Here is a 20235-nt window from a genome sequence, read left to right on the forward strand (position 1 = left end):
GCACGGGCATAGCGTGCTGGAGGGGGCCTGGCCTGGCGGAAGGGCGGAGGAACGTCATGAAGCTCGACAAGCCGGTGACCGGCGGGCCGTGCTGGACCGAGCTCGGGACCAGTGATCTGGAGGCCGCCAAGCGCTTCTACGCCGATCTGTTCGGCTGGCGCCCGGAGACCGATCCACGCCAGGAGGCGGGCGGGTACACGGTCGCGCACCTCGGCGACGCGCCGGTCGCGGCGATCTCCCCGCTGTACCAGGAGTCGCAGCCGGTGGCCTGGAACGTGTCGTTCGCGGTGGCCGACGCGGATGCTGCCGTGGACGCGGTGCAGGCCGCGGGCGGCACGGTCGTCCTGGGCCCGATGGACGTGTTCGACGTGGGTCGTTTCGCGGTGGCGTTCGACCCGACCGGCGCGGCCTTCCAGCTGTGGCAGGCGCGGGCATTCCCGGGCGCGGGACTGTTCAACGCGCCCGGCGCGCTCGGCTGGGTGGAGTTGCTGACGCGCGCCCCGGACCGGGCCGTCGAGTTCTACACCACGGTGTTCGGCTGGACCGTGAACCCCTCCGAGCACTACACGCAGTGGGGCATCGACGGGGCCGACTTCGGCGGCATGGTGACGATGGACGACAACTTCCCGCACGCGGTGCCGCCGCACTGGCTGCCCTACTTCGCCGTCGAGGACGTGGACGCCACCGCGAACGCCGCCGTCGGGGCGGGCGGCAGCATTCTCATGGAGCCCACGTCCGTGCCGGACGGCCCCCGGATCGCCGTACTGCGGGACCCGCAAGGGGCGTTCTTCGGGGTTCACGTGGCGGGCGAGGAGGGCTAGCCGGACCCTCGAGCGGAACTCATGCCAGGGGTGTCACCGCCACCTGGTCGATGACGGGCGCGTACGCGGAGCGCTGTTGGTGGGCGTTGGTGGTGTCGCCGTCGAAGTCGGGCCGTTCGTCGGCGGTGAAGGTGAGGGTGTTGGTGCCCTCGTTCAGGGTGACGGGGACGGTGAGGTCCCAGAAGTTGTTGAAGTGGAAGGTGGTGGGGAAGAGGATCCGCCGCGCCGGCGCTCCGTTGACGGACAGGTCCGCGTGACGGCAGACCGGATCAGGGTTGTAGTGGGTGGCCGGGGGCTGCTCGCCGTTGGAGTAGCGGACGGTCAGGGCATGGCGTCCGGTGTGCGCCGCCGCGACGGTCAGGGTGAGGGCGTTGTCCGGCCCCCTGCCGATTCCCTCGACCGCCTTGCCGCCGGTGGCGAAGGTGTGGGCGCCCGTGACCCTGGCCTCGCCCGTCACCGTCCCTTCTTCGGCGGGGTACACGGTGGTCCTGAGGTGCCCGGTGCCCGGCCCCACGCGCAGCCGGTCGAGGACGAGGCGCTCCGAAGCGCCTGTCACCGTCAGCTTGTTGATGCCGCCGGAGAGGAACAGTGGGAGCCCGCCCCGGTCGAGGCCCCCCATCTCTTCCCCGTTGACCGTCAACACCCCGTCTCCCGCGTCGAGCTGATCGACCGTCACAAGTGCCTCGCCGTCGGTGGTGGCGTGCGCCCAGAACGTGGCGGTACCTCCGCGCGGCAGCAGCGCGGCCCCCGGTCCGCAGGCGCCGCGATGCTCGTACGTCACATGGGCGCCGGCGCCGAGGCTCGCGTACGCGGCCTCGTACAGCGCCGGCGCGGTCACGTGGGTGTCCCGGAGGACGAGGTCGATCCGGTCGATGATCGCGTCGCCCTTGGTGGCGCCGAGCGCCGGGTCCCGTGCGGACAGGGTGAGGGTGTGCGCGCCCGCCGTCAGCTCCACCCGGGTGTCGGTGTGCCCCCAGACGACCGGCTTGTAGCCGAGGGGCAGGCGCAGCTCCTGGGGGTCCGCGCCGTCGACACGCAGGAACACGTTGGTGGGGCCCTGCTCCTTCACCAGTTCGTGGAGGTTGTGGGAGTTGGCGAAGACGCCGAGGTCGTACGTCCCGTCCTGCGGGACCTCGACGGAGAAGGCGAGGACGAGTTCGGAACCTGTGCGCAGGCCGCCGACGTGGTGGGTGCCCGAGGTGGCGAACCTGTCGACGTCGGAGGGGGATCCCTCGGGCCCGTTCCTCGAGTGACCCTCGCCCGTGTGGCTCGCGTCCTGCGCGTGGTACGACCGGCGCCAGCCAATCGAGGGCGGCGCGAGGACCCTGTCGCCGCCGGGCGAGAGGATGAGCTCGTAGGCGGACATCTCGTCGAGGTCGGCGAGGGGGAGAACCACCCTGCCTACGTCGACCGGCAGTTCGAGGTCCTTGACGCGCAACGGCTGTGCCGAGGCGCCGACCTGGCCGGTCCACGGGATCTCGTGGAGTCTGGCGTGCACCGTGCTGCCGAAGATCTCGGCGGCGATGTTCTCGAAGACGATGTCCGCGGCGCCGGCGCCGCCGCCGAACAGGGCGCGGGCCTGACGCTTGTCGCGGTCGAGGGTGGCGACGCCCTGCAGGGTGTACTGGACGTTGGGGTGCGGCGCCCGCACCTGGACCGTGCGGCCGGACATCCGGCCGTAGGTGTGGAACAGCCACCACTGGCCGTTGCCCTTGTTCGCCTCGACCGCGGAGTCGTTGAGGTTGCCGTCGATGTTCCAGTACGCCATGTCGGCGTCGATCTTCGACTCCTCGATGGCGGAGATCCACTGGATCATCTGCCCGGGCACGGAGAGGTGGTAGTTGTGCGCGTACTCGTTGATGTTGACGGGGAGGGGACCGATTCCCAGGTCCCGCTCCATGGCGCGGTACTTGGCGACGTTCGTACGGATCGCGGCGGGCGTGGACAGTTCGTGCCAGGTCACCACGTCCGGGAGGACGTCGTGGGACTTGGCGAACTCCAGGAAGCCCCGTACCTCGTCGTAGAGGACGCAGGTGTTGGGACCCGCGATGCGCGCGTGTGGGTCGAGGCCCTTGATGAGGTGGTGGAGGTCCTTCCAGGCGGCGAAGTAGTGCCGCGGGTCGGTGTGCCAGGAGGTCTGGTCGTAGCTCCACTCCCCCGTGCCGAACATGTTCCCTTCGGGTTCGTTGAAGGGGACGTAGACGATGTGGGACTTGAGGGCGCCCATCGTCAGGACCTGCCTGACCTGCTTCTCCACCCTGGCCCGGTAGTCGGCGAGGCGTTCCTCGCCGGTGGCGCCGGGCCACTGGTAGGGGAAGCCGCGGTAGATGTCGGTCATGTAGAGGTAGACGTCCCTGCCACCGCCTTCCACGAAGGAGGGCAGGATTTCGAGGGCGTCGGCGCCGGGGTGCTGGGTGCCGTCCTGGGCCTTGGTCGACACCGTACGGACGTACATGCCCTCGACCACGTTGCGGCTGGGGACTCCGTCGCCGTACAGGCCGTAGAGCGTGCCGCTCGCCCCGCCGTGGAAGGCGCCGGTGTCGGTGCCGAGGTCGATGGTGAGCGTCTCGGTGTCTGCTGCCACTGCGCCTCCGCGGTCGCTCTCATTGTTCGATATTCCGTGCGTCAGCCGGAACCACGAACCAGGCGAGCTGAACGTAGGAGCGGCGCGCGGGTCGTGTCAACGGCGAACGACCGCGAAGTACGCGGGGCCCCGGGCTCGGCTCAGACGTGTGGCATCCCCAGACGGCCTTCGAGCTGGCCGAGCAACTCACCCAGCAGGTGGGCGAGTTCACGTTGGCGGGCGAGGTCGATCCCGGACAGGGCCGTCGTCTCGTAGGCGAGCTGCTGGGGCAGGACGGCGTCGACGAGGTCGCGCCCCGCGTCGGTGAGCCGGACGTGCGCGACCCGGCGGTCGCGGGTGTCACCGCGGCGCTCGACCAGGCCGCGCTCCGTCAGTTGCTTGAGGCGCTTGGTGACGGCGGCGCCGGAGGCGAACGTCTCCCGGGCGATCTCGCTGGGGGTCAGCTCGTGACCGGTGCGGCGCAGGGTCCCGAGGACGTCGAACTCCGGACGGGTGAGCCCGGCCCGGCGCAACGGGGCGTCCTCGGCCTGCTGGAGCAGCGCGGCCGAGCGGTTGATGCGGCCGATGATCTCCATCGGCCCGGTGTCGATCCCGGGGTGTACGGCCTGCCACTGCCGCACCACGGCGGCCATGGTGTCGACCGGGGGCGGGGTGCCGGCGGGCGCCGCGGTGGGGGTGCCTTGGAAGGCCGGGGCGCCGTGGGGGGCTGGGGTGCCCGCAAGGGCCGGGGTGCCCGTGGGTGCCAGGGTGCCCGTGGGTGCGGCAGCAGGCCGTCGAGCCGGGGGATTCCCGCCTCCGTCTCCGCCGGCCGGGACACCGGTGCCGGACTCGGCGGACATGCCCGCGTGACCCTGCGCCGGGGCAGACCCCCGCGGCGATCCGTCCGCATCCGCCACTGCCCCAACCCGGACACCGGCGTCCCCCGCGCGTGCGGACGCGGAACCCGACTCCGTCGACGCGGCCGGACCCACCGCGGAGGTGCCCGCCGGGATCGTCTGCCCTCGCGGCGCACCGCGCCGAGGGGTCGCCGGCGTCGGAGTACCGCTTTCGCCGAGTGCCGCGTCCGTCGCGCGCCCATCCGCTGCCGTCATGCCTGTGCGCCCTCCAAGGAGTGCAGTCCCTGCCGTCGTACCGTCGCCGCGAGCGTACGGTGTCCGGACTGCTCGGCCCGCATCACCCGCTCCTCCGGCAGGGCGCGTTGCCACCATTCGCCGGCGGCGGCGTCGGCGGTGGCGCGCAGTTCGACGACGGCGGCGGACAGCCCGCGGCGCGCGGACTCCAGGGCGCCGGGCTCGGGGCACTCGGCGTCCAGCAGGCCCGCGGCGCGTTCGCGGGCCCGCTCGACGGCGTCGAGGGCGTCCTCGATACGGTCGCCGGCCCGCCGGTTGGTGACCGCGACCGCCGCGGCGAAACCGACCAGTGCGCCCACCAGGGTGTCGGCGACCCGGTCGGTCATCAGTTCGCCGGACTGCTGGACACGGGCGAACTCGGTGACCAGCAGCGCCATGGGGGTCACGCAGATGCTGCCGAGCCAGTAGTTGCTGCTCATCAGGGCCTCGGCGCCGAAGTTGAGGGCGAGGCAGAGCATAACGAGGACCGCCTGGTCGACATGGGCCAGCGGGGCGAGCGCGGCGAAGACGAGGACGCCGATCAGGTTGCCGACGACGCGCTGTACTCCCCGGCTCCAGGTCAGGGTGACGTTGGCCTGGTAGATCGAGGCGGCGGTGACCAGCGCCCAGTAGGGGCGGCCCACACCGAGCGCGAGCGAGGCGTATCCGGCGAGGGCGCAGCCCAGCGCGGTGCGCAGGGCGACGGGGGCGAGTGGACGCAGGCGTCGGAACAACGGGCTTGGCGTGCAGGCGAGTTCGACTTCCACGCCGAGGAGTTCGTCGGCGGCTTCCCCGAGGTCGCCCGGACGGGGTACGGGCCCCGTGCCCCGTACCTCGCGCGCCCACGCCCGCAGCCGCTCGGGCTCCGTGTCGGCGGGCGCGGCGATCGCGACCTCGGCGCGTACGACGAGTCGTTCCAGGGCGCGCCGGGGCACGGTGCGGGCGCCGGTGGAGAGCAGCGACTGCCAGGCCCCGTGGACGGCGGCGGCCGCGGCGGCGCGGGCCCGGGCGGCCCCGTCGCCGCCGCCTTCCGTCTCGGCGTACGCGGCGGCGGCGTTCAGCGCGTGCGCCGTCGCGCGGCGCTCGGGCCCGTGCGGTCGGACGAGCCCGGGGGCCATGCCGACGATCCACGCCCAGGCGCCCGCGGCGGCGCCCAGCGCGAGATGGCCGGGAACCTGGCCGAGTGTCTGCGGCACGAACAGGGACGCGGAGCTGATGAAGGCGAGGACCACGTGGGCGGGCGGCCCGATGCGCGTGGCGTCGCACAGCGCCTTCTGCGTGGCGGCCAGCAGTGCGCCGACGGTGACCAGCACGACCGCGTTCGTCGTGAGGGCGGCCGCGGTCAGCGCGACGGCGAGGCCGCCGAGCATGCCGAGGACGACCCAGGCGAGCGCGCGGGCGCGGGCGGCGTAGGGACGGTTGTGGGCGTAGAGCGCGCAGAGCGACCCGGCCATGGTGTACATCGCCAGATCCAGGCGGCCGAGCGCGAGGAGCGTCAGATTCGGCGGGGCGACCGAGGCGACCACGCTCAGCGCGGGCTTGAACCAGATGTCGGCGGGTCGGCCGAGCCGCAGCACGCCGACCAGCGGCAGGCGACGTCCACGAGGGCGGCGGTGTGCACGGGGAATCCGGGGTGTCGCACTACTCATAGCTACAAGATTAGCAGGTGTTTTACTCGTGAAATATACCTTCCCGGTCACCGTCCACCGGCGCCCACCTGCGGTGCACTCCCGCACGCTCCCCCGCGTACACCTTTGCGCTCGCTTGCGCACCGCCCGGCCCGGGCATTCCTTCAGTGACTGTCCGACATCAACGACTGTCCGACTCCGTCGAGCGGGAGGTACGCGGTGCACGGACCGGCGTCACCAGGCTGGCTGCTCGTCGCGCTGTGCGCGGCGACAGGGGCCTACTGCCTGTTGCGGATGCGCAGTCCCGTCGAGGAGCAGCGCCGCACCGCGGGCGCCGAGGCGCTCATGGGATTCGGCATGGCCGCGATGGCCGTGCCCGCGGCGGCGGCCACTCCGCCGCGCTGGACCTGGTTCGCGTACGCCGCGGTGTTCGGCGCGGCCGCCGTGCGCGCGCTGTGGTCGGCCCGCACGAGCCCGCACCATCTGCACCATCTGGTCGGGGCCTGCGCCATGGTCTACATGGCCGTCGCGATGGCCGCCTCCCCCGGGCACCACGGGCACGCCGGCGGTTCCGGGATTCCCCTGATGACCGGGGCGCTCCTGCTCTACTTCGCCGGGTACGTGCTGCGCTCCGGGGCCCGGCTGTTGCCGGCCGCGGCCACGGCCGGGGGCTCGGGAACGCTCGGCGGCACTCCCCGTGCCCTCGGCTGGGGCGACCGCCCCGAGTTGTCGCAGGCATGCCGTTTGTCCATGGGGATCGCCATGGTGGCCATGCTCGTCACGCTCTGAGAACCACTCCGGCACCACCCGCGCGAAACCGTGGCGTACGTCACTTTGCCGTCGCGGGCCGTATCCCCCGGCGACGCTCCGCTCATAGGCTTCACCCCATGATGGTCCCCGCGGCACTGTTGCTGCTCGGCGCCCTGGCCGCCGTGGTTGCCCCACGGCTGCTCGCCCGGGCGGACTGGCCGGACCGTGAACCCGTGGTCGCCCTGTGGGTGTGGCAGTGCGTGGTGGCGGCCGTTCTGCTGTGCTGCGTGCTGTCGATGACGCTCAGCGCGGCCGCCGCGTGGGTGGCGGTACGCGGCCATGTCTTCGGTCCCGCCCCGCACTCCGTGGTGGACGCCTACGCGCTGAGCGACGGAAGTCCCTGGGCCGCGACGACCGCCGTGGCGCTCGCGTGCGGCGGTGCCTGGACCGCGGCGATGCTGGTCCGCGAGGTGCTGCGGGCCCGGGCCCACCGTCGGCACAGCCGTGACGAACTCCTCGTACGGGCACCGCTGTTGCCCGGCGAGGAGCCCGACAGCGGCCGGCTGGTGGTACTGGAGGGCGAGCGTCCAAACGCCTGGTGGCTGCCCGGAACCGCTCCCCAACTGGTCGTCACCACGGCCGCGTTGCGCCGTCTCAAGGGGCGTCAGCTGGATGCCGTACTCGCCCATGAGCAGGGACACGCGCGGGCTCGGCACGACTGGCTGCTGCACTGCTCGGCCGCGCTCGCCGTGGGTTTCCCGCAGGTGCCCGTGTTCGCCGCGTTCCGCGACGAGATGCACCGCCTGGTCGAACTGGCCGCCGACGACATGGCCTCCCGCCGCTTCGGCCGCCTGACGATCGCCCTCGCCCTGGTGGAACTGAACGAGGACCGGGGTGTGTTCGGCCCCGGCGCCACGCCGCAGGCCCACGTCCCCCACCGTGTGAACCGCCTGCTCACTCCCCCGGACCGGCTGACGCCGTCGCATCGGCTGCGACTGACGGCGGCGGCCACGCTGGTGCCGGTGATCCCCCTGCTGGTGACGTTCGTACCGGGCCTGCGGGCGCTCGGCTAGGACCTCCGTATGCGCTCCCCGTGGCGGCCTACGAGCGCCGGTTCGGCCCGGAGCGTGCTTGACCGGCCGTTCCGCGCCCCGGAGGATCTCCCTCATGACGATCAAAGCCGTGCTCTTCGACTTCTCCGGGACCCTGTTCCGTGCCGAACCGACCGAGTCCTGGCTGCGCGCGGTGCTCAAGGATGCCGATCTCACCCTGCCGGAGCGGGAGTTGACGGAGGCGGCGGGCTCCCTGGAGACGGTGGGCGCCCTGCCCGGCAGTGGCGTCGCGCCCCGACTCCCGGAGGGCTCGGAGGAGTTGTGGCGCAGGCGGGACGAGAGCGCCGAGCGGCACCGGGCCATGTTCACCGCGATCTCCCGCCAGGTGCGGCTGCCCGATCCCCGGCTGCACGACGCGCTGTACGACCGGCACATGCTCCCGGCCGCCTGGGGGCCCTACCCCGACGCGACCGAGGTGCTCGGTACGCTGCGTGAGCGGGGGGTCGCGGTCGGGGTGGTCAGCAACATCGGCTGGGATCTGCGGCCCGTCTTCCGTGAGCACGGCCTCGACCCGTACGTGGGCGCGTACGTGCTGTCGTACGAGCACGGCATCCAGAAGCCGGACACGCGACTGTTCGCGACCGCCTGTGACGCGCTGGGCGTCGCCCCCGAGGACACGCTGATGGTCGGGGACGACCGCCGCGCGGACGGGGGTGCGGCGGCGCTGGGCTGCGCGGTGCACTTCGTGGACCACCTGCCCACGGCGCAGCGCCCGGACGGGCTGCGGCCGGTGCTGGACCTGGTCGGCTGACCCGCCCGGCCCCCGCAACGCCCGCGGTCCCGACAGCCGTCGATGCCGGCCCGGACACCGCTCGACGTCAGCCTTGATAGTCCTCGACCTGCGAAGACGGTCGTACGCGCGCCTCGTCCGGGTTCTCCCCGAACTCCGACTTCGCGCGCCGCTGACGCAGCAGGTCCCAGCACTGGTCGAGCGCCCGCTCCAGCTCCCCGAGCCGTTCGTGCTCCGTGGCACTGTCGATCCGCCCCGATGCGACGGCGTCGCGCAGCCGTCGTTCGTCGTCCACCATCGCCGCGATCCTGGCCAGGATCTGCTCTTGATCCATGTCCGCCCGCCTCCCTCGCCACTCCAGCCCACTCTAAGGAGGCCACGGCGGCTGTGCGACTCGCTCGGGGAATCCCGCTCGACTCGTGCCCGTCCCCCACGGTGCCGCACCACTCAGGATGCGTATCCGGGCAAGCCGGGCGAGTCTGAAACCATGCCTGGAGAGCTGCACGTGATCGTGCTCCCGCCATCCCTGACCGACGGCAGCCGGCAGGTGCGCGTCAACGGGGAGCTCCTCGGCACCGCACACTCACTGCGCGACCTGGCCGCCTTCCTCCGCTACGCCGGGCTGGAGGGATACGACGAGGTCGACGTGGCCAACTCGGAGCTGATCGAGTGGCACGGCGGCGGGCCCGAAGCGTGGTCGCGACCGAAGTGACGCCACTACTGAGCCGACTGTGCACCTGGAGGCGAATTGATCGCCCAGGAATCTCGCCCGTCCGCCTGAGACGATCCCCCGCGTCGCCCCAGGCGGACGGCAGCCCGGGGCCTCCCCCGCGAAGGGTCATGGCCCGGACGCTCTGAGTATAGTTGGCTGGCAGCCAGTCAACACAGGAGTTTCAGCATGTCCCCGCGCAGCCCGTCGGTCAATGAAGAGTTGCGGCGGCGTTCCCGGGAGCGGCTGCTGCAGGCCGCGGTGGAGCTGGTGAACGAGCGCGGCTACGAGGCGACGACGCTCGGGGACATCGCGGATCGCGCGGGATCCGCACGCGGACTCGTGTCGTACTACTTCCCCGGCAAACGCCAGCTCCTGCAGTCCGCCGTGCATCGCATGATGCACCGCACCCTGGAGGAGGGACTGGAGCGCGAGCCGCTCACCGAGGACGGCCGGGAGCGGATGGCGCGGGCCATCGACGCGATTCTGGGCCTGGCCCGGGACCGGCCCGTGCTGATGCGTCAGCACATGGCCGGGATACTGCAGGGCGAGGGATTCGTGCAGTGCCCGGAGCAGCAGCGTCTCGCGCAGCTCCTGCGGGAGACCGTCGCCCGGTACGGCTCCCAGGACGCCGACACCGACTACCCGATGCTGCGGGCGGTACTCATGGGCGCGGTGTACGCGGCTCTGGTGCCGGGTGCGCCGATGCCGGTCCCGAGGCTGCGGGCCGAGCTGTTCGAGCGCTACCACCTCGACTGGGAGATGGGTGTCCCGCCGGACACCGAGGTGCCCGGCGGGACGTGTGAGAGCGATCTGTCACGGTTCTTCGCGACCGGTCGGCGACCGGATGAACAGGGGCCGGACGACCGGCGGCCGGAGGATCAGTCGAAGTAGTCCGGCTGCGTCTGGACGTTGAGTTCGCGCAGATGGACCCGCTTGGCCGGGTCGGTGCGCCGGTCGCTGAGCTTGAGGACGTCGAAGCCCTTGGCGATGTCGTTCGAGTAGATGTAGCCGTTGTAGTAGTACGCCGACCAGGAGCCGCCGACCGTGAGCTTGTCGGTGGTCAGTGGTCCGCGCTCGAAGTAGGCGATCTCCTTCGGGTTCGAGGAGTCGGTGAAGTCCCAGACGGAGACGCCGCCCTGGTACCAGGCCTGGACCATGAGGTCCTTGCCCTTGACGGGGATCAGCGAGCCGTTGTGGGCCACGCAGTTCTCGGTGTCGGCCTGGTGGCGGGGGATCTTGTAGTAGCTCTTGAAGACGAGCTTGCGCCTGTCGCCCTTGCCGACGATGTCGTAGATGCCGTCGGCGCCCCGGTTCGGACCGATGGCCGCGTTGCAGGTGGCCGCGCCACCGCCGCCCAACTCGTCGGTGAACACGACCTTGTCGGCCTTCTGGTTGAAGGTCGCCGAGTGCCAGAACGCGAAGTTGACGTTGTCCTCGACCTGGTCGATGACCTTCGGGTGCTCCGGGTCCTTGATGGAGAACAGGATGCCGTCGCCCATGCAGGCGCCGGCGGCCAGGTCCTTGGAGGGCAGGACCGTGATGTCGTGGCAGCCGGTGGTCTTGGAGACGCCCGGGTTGGTGGGCGCGCCCGGGTTGCCGCCGCCGTCCGGTCCCTCACCCGGGAACAGCACCGGGAAGTTCACCACGGCCGCCTTCTCAGGGGCGCCCCGCGGCACCTTGATGACCGAGATGCCGTCGTGCGGGGGCTGGCAGTCGGGGAAGGTGGCGGTCGGCGAGTACGAGGCGACGTAGATGTAGACGTTCTTGCGCTCGGGCACCAGCGTGTGGGTGTGTGAGCCGCAGGCGGTCTCGACGGCGGCGACGTACTTCGGGTTCGCCTTGTCGGTGATGTCGAAGACCTTCATGCCCTCCCACGAGGACTTCTCGGTCGCGGGCTGCGTGGTGCTGTTGCAGGAGTTGTCGCTGCGCGAGGAGTCGGTGGACAGGAAGAGCAGGTTGCCGGAGACGGACACGTCGTTCTGCGAGCCCGGGCAGAGCACCTGCGACACCGTCCTGGGCGCCTTCGGGTTGCTGATGTCGAAGATGCGGAAGCCGTCGTAGTTGCCGGCGAAGGCGTACTTGCCCTGGAAGGCGAGGTCCGAATTGAGACCGGTGAAGGCCTCCTTGGGGACATTGGCGAGGTGCTCGATGTTGTCGGAGTGGACGATCTCGTCCACTCCGGGTATCTCACCGCTCGCGATCGCCGCCTTCGCCTCGGCGGAGTCACTCCTGGACACCTTCTCCTGCACGGCGGGGCCGTCCCCGGGGTCGGGGGTGGCGGCCGCCGGGCCGGCCGTGAGCAGCGTGGCCAGGAGTCCGGCCGCGGCCGCGGCAACTCCCAGGCGTCTGCGCCGCGTTCGGGGGTCGATCAACAGGGTCACTGCGTCCTCCCTTGTAGCCGTTCGCAGTTGAACGGTTCACGGACCCCAGAAGTATCGTCTGCCCCATGCGCTGATCAACAGATGGCAACGCACTCGTAATGAAAGTTTTTGATCAGTAACGTTCGCCGACGTGCTAGGACGGTCATGAACACCCGTGAGGTGTCCGGCGATTCATGTGCCCCCAGGAGGTCGATGTGCTGCCCCGTCGTACGTCCCGCGCGTCCCGTACGCCCCGCACTCGCCGTGCGCTCCTGGCCGTGGCGTCACTGACGGCTGCCGTGCTCGCGCTCGGGGCCTGCGATTCCGGATCGGCTTCCACACCCAAGTCCGCCGGGACTAGCGGGCCTTCGGTGATCGCCCCCGGCAAGCCGGGCGAGGCGGCCGAGACGCTCTCCGCCGCGGACGCCGCGAAGCGGCGCGGCGAGGACGACTCCCCCAACACGGCGGACTTCGCGTACGCGCGGATGATGATCGAGCACCACACCCAGGCCCTGGAGATGACCGGTCTCGCCGCGAAGCAGGCCGCGTCGGGCCAGGTGAAGCGGCTCGCCGCGCGGATCGCCGCCGCACAGGGGCCGGAGATCACCACGATGAAGGCCTGGCTCACGGCCCACGGCGGCGACAAGCGGGCCACGGAGCACCGGCACGAGGCGATGCCCGGCATGGCGACCGAGGCGCAGCTGAAGCAGTTGCGCGCAGCGCGGGGCAAGGCCTTCGACACACTCTTCCTGAAGCTGATGATCACACATCACGACGGGGCGATCTCGATGGCCACGGACGTGAAGGCCCAGGGCAACAACATCCAGATCGAGGAGATGGCCGACGACGTGATCGCCCAGCAGACGAGCGAGATCAGCAGGATGCGCGAGATGTAGCCACGCCCGGCGAAGCGCCCGGGGGCCACTCGGCCGATCACCCCACGCGTTCGCGTCGTGATTTTCCGTACGGATGAACACGCACACGTGTGCCGCGCGCCGAACCCTGTCAGCGGGGCGTCGGTGGTGCGATGCTGGAGCCATCAGCGATCTCCTCGAGCTGTTGGGTTTCGGATTGGGAGTTCCGCCGTGCTGCATGTCGCCGTTGTCGGATCGGGGCCCAGTGGGGTCTACACCGCCCAGTGCCTCGTCCAGAGCGGGCTGTCCGAGGTCCGGGTGGACGTTCTGGACCGGCTGCCGTGCCCGTACGGCCTGGTGCGCTACGGCGTGGCACCCGACCACGAGAAGATCAAGTCGCTGCAGAACAATCTGCGGGCGGTCCTGGAGGACGAGCGGGTCCGGTTCCTGGGCGGTGTCCAGGTCGGCCCGGGCGGGGTGCCGGTGGCCCGGCTGCGGGAGCTGTACCACGCGGTGGTCTACTGCGTGGGCGCCGCCACCGACCGCCACCTCGGAGTGCCGGGCGAGGAGCTGTCGGGCAGCTGGTCGGCGACCGACTTCGTGTCCTGGTACAGCGCGCACCCCGATTCCGTCACCGGCGGCTTCGCGCTCGGCGCGCACTCGGCCGTGGTCGTCGGCGTCGGGAACGTCGCCGTCGACGTGACCCGGATGCTGGCCCGCGGCGCCACCGAGCTGAGCCCCACCGACATGCCGCAGGCGGCGCTGAGCGCGCTGGCCGAGAGCAACGTGACGGAGATCAGCATGATCGGGCGGCGCGGACCCTCGCAGGCCCGGTTCACCACCAAGGAGCTGCGCGAGCTGGGCGCGCTGCCGGACACCGAAGTCGTGGTGGACTCCGAGGAGTTGGCACTCGATCCGCAGTACGTCGACCCGTCGGCCCTGCCCGCCGCGCAGCGCCGCAATGTGGAGGTGCTGCGGGGGTGGGCCGCCGCGCCGCCCCAGGACCGGCCCCGCCGGATCCGGCTGCGCTTCTTCCTGCGCCCGGTCGAGCTGCTTCCCGACGAGGGCGACCGCACCCGGGTAGGCGCGGTGCGCTTCGAACGTACGGCGCCCGACGGACGCGGCGGGGTCGTCGGGACGGGACGGTACGAGGACATCGAGGCGCAGTTGGTGCTGCGCTCGGTCGGCTATCGGGGCGTCCCGCTCGAAGGGCTGCCCTTCGACACGGACCACGGCACGGTGCCGCACCTCGCGGGTCGGGTGCTGCGGGACGGCATGGTCACCCCGGGCGAGTATGTGGCGGGCTGGATCAAGCGGGGCCCGACCGGCGTCATCGGCACCAACCGGCCGTGCGCCAAGGAGACCGTGACCTCGCTGCTCGAGGACGCCCCCGAGCTCGTACGACGGGACGTGGCGCAGGAGCCTCTCGCGGCGCTGCGGGCGGCCGGGGCGGCGCCGGTCCCATGGGCCGGGTGGGAGGCGATCGAGCGGGCGGAGGCGGAACTCGGGGCCTCGCTCGGTCGGCGTGTGGTCAAGCTGCCCGACTGGACGTCACTGCTGGCGGCGGCGCGGACGGCGACTTCGTCCTAGGGCGTGTTTCGAAAGTCCCGTCTGGTCCGCGACGCCTGGCACGGCGCCTCGCCGCGTTGTCGGGATCGTCCGCGTACGCCCAGTACGCGGACGACCCTCCGCCTTGCGATGCACCGCACCAGACGCCGCGGACCCCGCCCTTCGGGCGGACGACGCTACTTTCGAAACACGCCCTAGGTGTATTGACCCGTGAGGTTGGGGACGCGGCTGGCGGGTGGCTGGCCCTTGAGCGCGGTGTGTCCGCGGTGGTGATTGTAGGTGTGCAGCCAGTGCGGGTAGGCGTCGCGTCGTTCGCTCTCGGTTCGGTAGGGCGTCGCGTAGGCCCATTCGTCGAGCAGGGTGCGGTTGAAGCGCTCCACCTTGCCGTTCGTCTGGGGCCGGTAGGGCCGGGTTCGCTTGTGGGTGATCCCGGCTGCGGCGAGCGCGTCGCGCCAGAGGAACGACTTGTAGCAGGAGCCGTTGTCGGTCAGGACGCGCCGCACGGTGATCCCGCAGGAGGCGAAGTAGGCGTGGGCCCGCTGCCAGAACGCGGTGGCGGTCTCCTTCTTCTCGTCGGTGAGTATCTCGCTGTAGGCCAGGCGGGAATGGTCGTCGACAGCGTTGTGCAGGTAGCTCACGCCGGCGTTGGCGCGGTTCCTGCGGCCTGCCTGACGGCCGAGGACCTTGTGGCCGCCGCCGTCAGGGATGTTGCCGAGTTTCTTGATGTCGACGTGGACCAGGTCGCCGGGTGCCGGGTGTTCGTAGCGGCGGATGACCCGGCCTGTGGCGCGGTCGAGGTGGGAGAGGCGGGACAGGCGGTAGCGGGTCAGGATGCGGTGGACGGTGGCCGGGTTCAGCCCGAGGAGGTAGGCGATACGAGCCGGCCCCCAGCGGCGCAGGACGCGGACCTTGATGACCCTGCGCTCGGTGCGTGTCGGGGTCCGGCGCGGGCTGTGGTGCGGGCGGGAGGAACGGTCGGCCATGCCCGCCTCGCCGAGCAGGCGGTAACGCCCCGCCCAGCGGGCAGCGGTGGTGACCGATACCTGAAACCGTTCCGCGGCCCGGCGGAGCGGCCATCGGTCCTCGACGACGCAGCGGGCCAGACGCAGGCGGCCGGTCTCGGTCAGGGGTGCATTACGGTGGGGCATGAGGGCCTTCTTGTCGTTCGTGTGTAGACGTCGCAATCCACACCGAACCCGGAAGGCCCTCACTCGTTCAAGATCACCCAACCGTGATCACTGTCACCAACCTCCGTGGACAGAACACCTAGGTCCTGTCCGGCGGGCGGGTCCTAGCGGAGTCGAGTGCGACTCCGTGGGCATGACACATAGCGGCAACAGGCCGGAAATCAACAAACTGTTCAAGCCGCTTACGGTCTCGTGCTGTCCGGACGTACCTCGCGCCGTCCGGCTGTTCCCGTCCCCACCCGCCGCTCCTGGAGTGCCCATGGCGACCACCGCACCCGTGCATCCCGTCGACGAGGTCCCACCCGTACGCCACCTGGCCGCCTTCGGGCTGCAGCACGTACTCGCGATGTACGCGGGAGCGGTGGCCGTGCCACTGATCGTGGGCGGTGCGATGAAGCTCTCGCCCGCCGATCTCGCGTATCTGATCACCGCGGACCTGCTGGTCTGCGGTATCGCGACCCTCATCCAGTGCGTGGGCTTCTGGCGGTTCGGTGTACGACTGCCGATCATGCAGGGCTGCACCTTCGCGGCAGTCTCACCGATGGTCCTGATCGGGACGACCGGAGGCGGACTGCCCGCGATCTACGGATCGGTGATCGTCGCGGGGCTCGCGATCATGTTGCTGGCGCCGGTCTTCGGCAGGCTGCTGCACTTCTTCCCGCCTCTGGTCACGGGCACCGTCATCCTGATCATCGGGGTCTCGCTGCTGCCGGTGGCGGGCAACTGGGCGGCCGGCGGCGTGGGCGCGAAGGATTTCGGGGAGCCGAAGAACCTGGCGCTCGCGGGCTTCGTCCTGGCCGTGGTGGTGGGTGTACAGCGGTTCGCGCCGGCCTTCCTGAGCCGGATCGCGGTGTTGGTCGGCATCGCGGTGGGCCTCGCCGTGGCGGTGCCGTTCGGATTCACGGACTTCGGTGGGGTCGGGGACGCCGACTGGGTCGGGATCAGCACGCCGTTCCACTTCGGCGCGCCGACGTTCCACGCCTCCGCGATCGTGTCGATGCTGGTCGTGGCGCTGGTGACGATGACGGAGACGACCGGTGACCTCATCGCGGTCGGCGAGATGACCGACCGGAGGGTCGAGCCGCGCACGCTGGCCGACGGTCTGCGCGCCGACGGTCTCTCCACGGTGCTCGGCGGTGTGTTCAACACCTTCCCCTACACCGCGTTCGCGCAGAACGTGGGTCTGGTCGGCATGACCCGGGTGCGCAGCCGCTGGGTGGTCGCGACCGCGGGCGGCATCCTCGTCCTGCTCGGTCTGCTGCCCAAGCTGGGCGCGGTGGTCGCGGCGGTGCCGGCGCCGGTGCTGGGCGGCGCGGGTCTGGTGATGTTCGGGACGGTCGCCGCCAGCGGGCTGCGGACGCTGGCCGAGGTGGACTTCAAGGGCAACAACAACCTGACGGTGGTGGCCGTCTCGGTCGCCGTGGGCATGCTGCCGGTCGGGGTACCGACGGTGTACGCGAAGTTCCCGGACTGGTTCCAGACGGTGATGAACAGCGGGATCAGCGCCGGATGCCTGACGGCGGTCGTCTTGAACCTGCTCTTCAACCACCTGCCGGGGAAGCCGGGTTCGGCCGATGTCGCCACCGAACCGGAGGCCGCCTCAGCCTGAGCCCCGCCGGGCGCTCAGTCGGTCGGCCGTTCGATCGCGGCGAGGACGCTGTCGAGGAGCCCGGGGAACAGGCTGTCCAGGTCGGGTTTGCGTAAGGCGTTCATCTCGACTGTTCCCCGCGCGTCAGCGAATGCCGACAGGCCAGGGGCCTGTCCGGCGGGTCTTGCCGGACAGCCCCCTGGGCCCGAGGAGGGCTCAGCGTTTGAGCGTGAAGGTGAAGTCGCCGGAGAGCTTGCCGCTCAGCCGGACTGCCGAAACGACTTTCCCCTCCGTGATCAGTCTCTCGACCTCGGCCCGCGAAAGACCGCAACCTTCAGCGATCAGTCGCACCGGCCGGACAGGGATCCGCGCCGCAAAGCGGACCGATACGTCGATCACATCGCTCACCTCGCGGTCCAGGTGATCCGATCCGCCGGTGTCGAGGCGCCAGGCGTTGTCCCAGTCGAGGGCGATGCGATTACGGCGCCGCACGACCGGATCCTGGAGCAGCTCAGCTGTCAGGCCAAGGTCGTTGTCATGCAGCCGGTCCAGCAGCTCAGGTCGTACGGAGCGCACATTCATCCGCTCCAGGACCGTGAGCTTCGCGGTTTCCCCGCAAGCGGTACAGAGCGCGAGGAGCCAGGCGTCGATGAGCTTGTGGTTTGCGTTGACGCGAAATTTTCCGCTTGCCCGGAAGCGCTCGGACGCGCACGTGTGGCAACGGCGGAGAACGAGCGGCAGGCAGGTGGGCATGACCACCCAGTTTTCGAGCACAGAAGTACACCGGTTTCAGTGAGAAGTCCGCAGCAAAAAGGAGCGCGGCGCACATGCGCGACGCGCGACGATTCAGCGCTCGGGAGGTCTCACAGGGTGTACAACGGCACGTCCTTGACCAGACGACTTGGTTCGGCAGCACGGTAATGGCGCGCAGCGGCGCCGCTCCACTGGTTTTCGAGCTCCTCACCGCCAGGTTCTGTCCGGCGGATCAGGGACGAGGCCAGAGCCGGATCACGGCGACGGTGACGGTGGCGTGGAAGACACGGGCCCGCTTGATGCCCCTTTGGATGTCGAACGGCCCGACCGGCGTGCTCCAAGCAGTTGCTGACGCGGAGAGGCGAAACGCCTGAGCAGTTCTTGCGCCATGACGTGACCGGGATGACACAGATCCGCGACGCGACGAAGACCCGACAGTGAACCGGTCGACGAACGGAAACCCTACATACTGTAGGGTTTGGCACATCGTGAGCCTCTTACGTCTCGGGGGACCCCAATGAAGGAACGTGACGACGGTCCGGCGGCGCCGAGGGACGGCGTCTTCGAGCGGATCCTGGACCGCGCTCTCGATTCCCCCGAGATCATGGCAGCCATGGAGCACGTGGGCGTGGCGGACACGCGCGAGCGCCTGCGCGCCGAAGCCCTTCAGGCGCGCCCCGCGCTCTCCCGGGCCGCTGCGGTCGAGTACGACCAGTACCTCCGGCTACGCACGTCCGGGCGAGATGACGGCCCCTCAAAGGATGCTGCCGATACGGAAGATGGGTCCGTGTCCGTCTCGGCGCTGCTCGCGTCGAGTCTCGGTGTCGTCGCCGCGGGCGTGTACGTCCTGAGCGGGTTCGATCTGCACGCCCTCGATGTACGCCCACATCTGAACGACGGACTGATCATGGTGGTGGTGATCCTGGCCGCCGTGACGGCGGGCGCGGCGCTGGGCGACCTTCTCTGGTCGCTGGCGACGCGCGGCCGCCCCACCCCGGAGGACCGCGATCCCGAGCTCAGACACGCCCATGAGGAGTGGCAACTGACCCTGCTGGAGCGGGGAGTGATGCCGTTTCTGCTCGGCCGGCTGGAGGGGACGGTCTCGGTCCAGCCCCCGCTCCAGTCCCCGCTCCAGCCCGCTCTTCAACCTTCGCTTCAGCCCTCGACGAGGGAGCGGCCCAGCCAGTCGGACTTGTCCTTCGCACCGGGCAGCGCGAAGAAGTAGCCACCCCCGGTGGGGCTGATGTAGTCGACGAGCGGCTCGTCGATCAGACGTGTCTGCGTCGCCTCGAACTGACGTACCACGTCCTGCTGGTAGGAGCAGAAGGCCAGGCCCATGTCGAGGTTGCCCGCCTTGTCGACACCCCGGTCGTAGTTGTAGCCGCGGCGCAGGATCCGGGTCGTGTCGGTCTTCGCCGTACGGGGGTTGGCGAGCCGGATGTGGGCGTCCAGCGGGATCGCCTCGCCCTTGGGGTCCTTGGTGTAGCGCGGGAGGTCGGTCTCCTGGGCGCCGTCCAGCGGAGCGCCGGTGTCACGGCGGCGGCCGATCATCTTCTCCTGCTCGGTGAGCGAGACCCGGTCCCAGAACTCGACCAGCATGCGGATGATCCGGATGACCTGGTAGCTGCCACCGACCGCCCAGGACGGTTCGCCGTCGGCCGCGGTGACCCAGACCAATTCGTCCATCTCGCGGGACGAGGTCGTGTCCGGGTTGGCGATGCCGTCCTTGAACCCGAGGAAGTTGCGCTGCGCGCCAGTCGGACGCGACGGGTTCTGGAAGCCGTCGATGCGCCACTTGACCTGCATCGCGCCGCGCGTGTGCCGGGTGATGTCGCGCAGGGCGTGCAGCACCGTGTCGGAGTTGGCGGCGCACAACTGCAAGGACAGGTCGCCGTGGCACTCGGCGGCGTCGAGGTTGTCGTTGGGGAAGGTGCGCATCGGCCCCAGGTGGCGCGGTATGCGGTCGGCGAGTCCGTAGCGGCCGTCGAAGAGCGAGGCGCCGACGCCCACGGTGACGGTGAGGTCGTCCGCGGGCAGGTCCGGCCCCAGCAGGCCGCTGTCGGAGGGCGGTGCGCCCACGCCGAGGTCGACCGGGGTGCCGCCGATGGTCAGGAAGCGGGCCCGTTCGGTGATCGTGCGCAGCAGGGCGGCCAGTTCGCCCCTGTCCTTGGCGATGACGTCGAAGGAGACGAAGACGGCGGCTCTGGGCGCGGGAGTGGTGATGCCGGCCTGGTGGGCGCCGTGGAAAGACACTTCGCCGCCGCCCGAGTCGACCGCCGCGGCGGGGGTGCTGCCCGCGGCCGCCTGGACCCCGACGAGCCCGGCGCCCGCCAGGGCGGCTCCGGCCACGCCGACACCGACAGCGGTCTTGGTGAACGTACGGCGGCCGAAGGGGCAGCCGCCCGGCGCGGCCTGGTCGTCCTGGCTCGGAGTCGTCATCGGGGAGGTCCTCTCCTGTGGGCACATGGTCCCGGTACA

General features: G+C 70.6%; 18 protein-coding genes and 1 pseudogene. 10 read left to right on the forward strand and 9 right to left on the reverse strand.

Annotation, left to right across the window (positions count from 1 at the left end; translation table 11 throughout):
- Window positions 1-56 precede the first annotated feature (56 nt).
- Complete coding sequence (locus tag OG819_RS40660) at window positions 57-821, forward strand: VOC family protein (RefSeq protein WP_266426985.1); 765 nt, start codon at window positions 57-59, stop codon at window positions 819-821.
- Between the two features lie 19 nt (window positions 822-840).
- Here OG819_RS40660 and OG819_RS40665 read toward each other — a convergent pair whose 3' ends face one another.
- From OG819_RS40665 to OG819_RS40675, 3 genes are all read right to left on the reverse strand, one after another.
- Complete coding sequence (locus tag OG819_RS40665) at window positions 841-3405, reverse strand: cellulosome protein (protein ID WP_323139415.1); 2565 nt, start codon at window positions 3403-3405, stop codon at window positions 841-843.
- A gap of 140 nt (window positions 3406-3545) precedes the next feature.
- Entirely contained in the window at window positions 3546-4037 is a 492-nt protein-coding gene (locus OG819_RS40670) for a MarR family transcriptional regulator (RefSeq protein WP_266655522.1), read from the reverse strand.
- A 455-nt stretch (window positions 4038-4492) separates the two neighbouring features.
- Window positions 4493-6163, reverse strand: coding sequence for an FUSC family protein (locus tag OG819_RS40675; protein WP_266654172.1), 1671 nt, complete (start codon window positions 6161-6163; stop codon window positions 4493-4495).
- A gap of 198 nt (window positions 6164-6361) precedes the next feature.
- Here OG819_RS40675 and OG819_RS40680 point away from each other — a divergent pair, with 198 nt between their 5' ends.
- The 3 genes from OG819_RS40680 to OG819_RS40690 all read left to right on the forward strand — a co-directional run bounded on the left by OG819_RS40680 (window position 6362) and on the right by OG819_RS40690 (window position 8755).
- Complete coding sequence (locus OG819_RS40680) at window positions 6362-6931, forward strand: DUF5134 domain-containing protein (RefSeq protein ID WP_266654174.1); 570 nt, start codon at window positions 6362-6364, stop codon at window positions 6929-6931.
- A gap of 98 nt (window positions 6932-7029) precedes the next feature.
- Window positions 7030-7965 carry a M56 family metallopeptidase gene (locus tag OG819_RS40685; RefSeq protein WP_266654176.1) on the forward strand — a complete coding sequence of 312 codons (936 nt, stop codon included), beginning with the start codon at window positions 7030-7032 and terminating at the stop codon, window positions 7963-7965.
- A 94-nt stretch (window positions 7966-8059) separates the two neighbouring features.
- On the forward strand, window positions 8060-8755 hold the full coding sequence (locus OG819_RS40690; protein WP_266654178.1) for an HAD-IA family hydrolase: 696 nt from the start codon (window positions 8060-8062) through the stop codon (window positions 8753-8755).
- A 67-nt stretch (window positions 8756-8822) separates the two neighbouring features.
- On the opposite strand, the gene OG819_RS40695 is transcribed toward OG819_RS40690, so the two are convergent.
- Window positions 8823-9068, reverse strand: a complete 246-nt coding sequence (locus OG819_RS40695) for a DUF2630 family protein (RefSeq protein WP_266654180.1) — start codon at window positions 9066-9068, stop codon at window positions 8823-8825.
- A 153-nt stretch (window positions 9069-9221) separates the two neighbouring features.
- Between OG819_RS40695 and OG819_RS40700 the strand changes: the two genes are divergently transcribed.
- The gene (locus tag OG819_RS40700; RefSeq protein WP_266654182.1) at window positions 9222-9446 is read left to right on the forward strand and encodes a hypothetical protein; all 225 of its coding nucleotides are present in this window, start codon (window positions 9222-9224) and stop codon (window positions 9444-9446) included.
- A 186-nt stretch (window positions 9447-9632) separates the two neighbouring features.
- A complete protein-coding gene (locus OG819_RS40705; RefSeq protein WP_266427009.1) occupies window positions 9633-10337 on the forward strand; it encodes a TetR/AcrR family transcriptional regulator in 705 nt (234 codons plus the stop codon).
- On the opposite strand, the gene OG819_RS40710 is transcribed toward OG819_RS40705, so the two are convergent.
- Window positions 10325-11827, reverse strand: a complete 1503-nt coding sequence (locus OG819_RS40710; RefSeq protein ID WP_266654184.1) for a hypothetical protein — start codon at window positions 11825-11827, stop codon at window positions 10325-10327. The genes OG819_RS40705 and OG819_RS40710 overlap by 13 nt on opposite strands.
- Window positions 11828-12000: 173 nt before the next feature.
- Here OG819_RS40710 and OG819_RS40715 point away from each other — a divergent pair, with 173 nt between their 5' ends.
- Complete coding sequence (locus OG819_RS40715; protein ID WP_266654186.1) at window positions 12001-12702, forward strand: DUF305 domain-containing protein; 702 nt, start codon at window positions 12001-12003, stop codon at window positions 12700-12702.
- 189 nt (window positions 12703-12891) lie between these two features.
- On the forward strand, window positions 12892-14250 hold the full coding sequence (locus OG819_RS40720; protein WP_266654188.1) for an FAD-dependent oxidoreductase: 1359 nt from the start codon (window positions 12892-12894) through the stop codon (window positions 14248-14250).
- A gap of 173 nt (window positions 14251-14423) precedes the next feature.
- Here OG819_RS40720 and OG819_RS40725 read toward each other — a convergent pair whose 3' ends face one another.
- Entirely contained in the window at window positions 14424-15377 is a 954-nt protein-coding gene (locus OG819_RS40725) for an IS481 family transposase (protein ID WP_266651254.1), read from the reverse strand.
- Window positions 15378-15675: 298 nt separating this feature from the next.
- Between OG819_RS40725 and OG819_RS40730 the strand changes: the two genes are divergently transcribed.
- Window positions 15676-17025: a nucleobase:cation symporter-2 family protein gene (locus OG819_RS40730; protein WP_266654190.1), complete on the forward strand. Its 1350-nt coding sequence runs from the start codon at window positions 15676-15678 to the stop codon at window positions 17023-17025.
- A gap of 14 nt (window positions 17026-17039) precedes the next feature.
- Here the strand turns inward: OG819_RS40730 and OG819_RS40735 are convergent.
- Both OG819_RS40735 and OG819_RS40740 read right to left on the reverse strand, forming a co-directional pair.
- A pseudogene (locus tag OG819_RS40735) lies at window positions 17040-17144 on the reverse strand (transcriptional regulator); the annotation flags it as partial.
- A gap of 76 nt (window positions 17145-17220) precedes the next feature.
- Entirely contained in the window at window positions 17221-17778 is a 558-nt protein-coding gene (locus OG819_RS40740; protein WP_266654192.1) for a DUF1062 domain-containing protein, read from the reverse strand.
- A gap of 496 nt (window positions 17779-18274) precedes the next feature.
- Here OG819_RS40740 and OG819_RS40745 point away from each other — a divergent pair, with 496 nt between their 5' ends.
- Window positions 18275-18982, forward strand: coding sequence for a hypothetical protein (locus OG819_RS40745; protein ID WP_266654194.1), 708 nt, complete (start codon window positions 18275-18277; stop codon window positions 18980-18982).
- On the opposite strand, the gene efeB is transcribed toward OG819_RS40745, so the two are convergent.
- Window positions 18913-20196 carry an iron uptake transporter deferrochelatase/peroxidase subunit gene (efeB, locus tag OG819_RS40750; protein ID WP_266632399.1) on the reverse strand — a complete coding sequence of 428 codons (1284 nt, stop codon included), beginning with the start codon at window positions 20194-20196 and terminating at the stop codon, window positions 18913-18915. The two genes, OG819_RS40745 and efeB, sit on opposite strands and share 70 nt — an antisense overlap.
- Between the last annotated feature and the right edge of the window lie 39 nt (window positions 20197-20235).

The sequence above is a fragment of the Streptomyces sp. NBC_01549 genome (genome assembly GCF_026339955.1).
In the GTDB taxonomy this organism is placed as follows: Bacteria; Actinomycetota; Actinomycetes; order Streptomycetales; family Streptomycetaceae; genus Streptomyces.

What these genes read in the sequence shown, in the direction of transcription:
- OG819_RS40660 (WP_266426985.1), top strand. Translation starts at nt 57, where the DNA reads ATGAAGCTCGACAAGCCGGTGACCGGCGGGCCGTGCTGGACCGAGCTC.
- OG819_RS40670 (WP_266655522.1), bottom strand. Translation starts at nt 4,037, where the DNA reads ATGGCCGCCGTGGTGCGGCAGTGGCAGGCCGTACACCCCGGGATCGAC.
- OG819_RS40675 (WP_266654172.1), bottom strand. Translation starts at nt 6,163, where the DNA reads ATGAGTAGTGCGACACCCCGGATTCCCCGTGCACACCGCCGCCCTCGT.
- OG819_RS40685 (WP_266654176.1), top strand. Translation starts at nt 7,030, where the DNA reads ATGATGGTCCCCGCGGCACTGTTGCTGCTCGGCGCCCTGGCCGCCGTG.
- OG819_RS40690 (WP_266654178.1), top strand. Translation starts at nt 8,060, where the DNA reads ATGACGATCAAAGCCGTGCTCTTCGACTTCTCCGGGACCCTGTTCCGT.
- OG819_RS40695 (WP_266654180.1), bottom strand. Translation starts at nt 9,068, where the DNA reads ATGGATCAAGAGCAGATCCTGGCCAGGATCGCGGCGATGGTGGACGAC.
- OG819_RS40700 (WP_266654182.1), top strand. Translation starts at nt 9,222, where the DNA reads ATGCCTGGAGAGCTGCACGTGATCGTGCTCCCGCCATCCCTGACCGAC.
- OG819_RS40705 (WP_266427009.1), top strand. Translation starts at nt 9,633, where the DNA reads ATGTCCCCGCGCAGCCCGTCGGTCAATGAAGAGTTGCGGCGGCGTTCC.
- OG819_RS40715 (WP_266654186.1), top strand. Translation starts at nt 12,001, where the DNA reads ATGTGCCCCCAGGAGGTCGATGTGCTGCCCCGTCGTACGTCCCGCGCG.
- OG819_RS40725 (WP_266651254.1), bottom strand. Translation starts at nt 15,377, where the DNA reads ATGCCCCACCGTAATGCACCCCTGACCGAGACCGGCCGCCTGCGTCTG.
- OG819_RS40730 (WP_266654190.1), top strand. Translation starts at nt 15,676, where the DNA reads ATGGCGACCACCGCACCCGTGCATCCCGTCGACGAGGTCCCACCCGTA.
- OG819_RS40745 (WP_266654194.1), top strand. Translation starts at nt 18,275, where the DNA reads ATGAAGGAACGTGACGACGGTCCGGCGGCGCCGAGGGACGGCGTCTTC.
- efeB (WP_266632399.1), bottom strand. Translation starts at nt 20,196, where the DNA reads ATGACGACTCCGAGCCAGGACGACCAGGCCGCGCCGGGCGGCTGCCCC.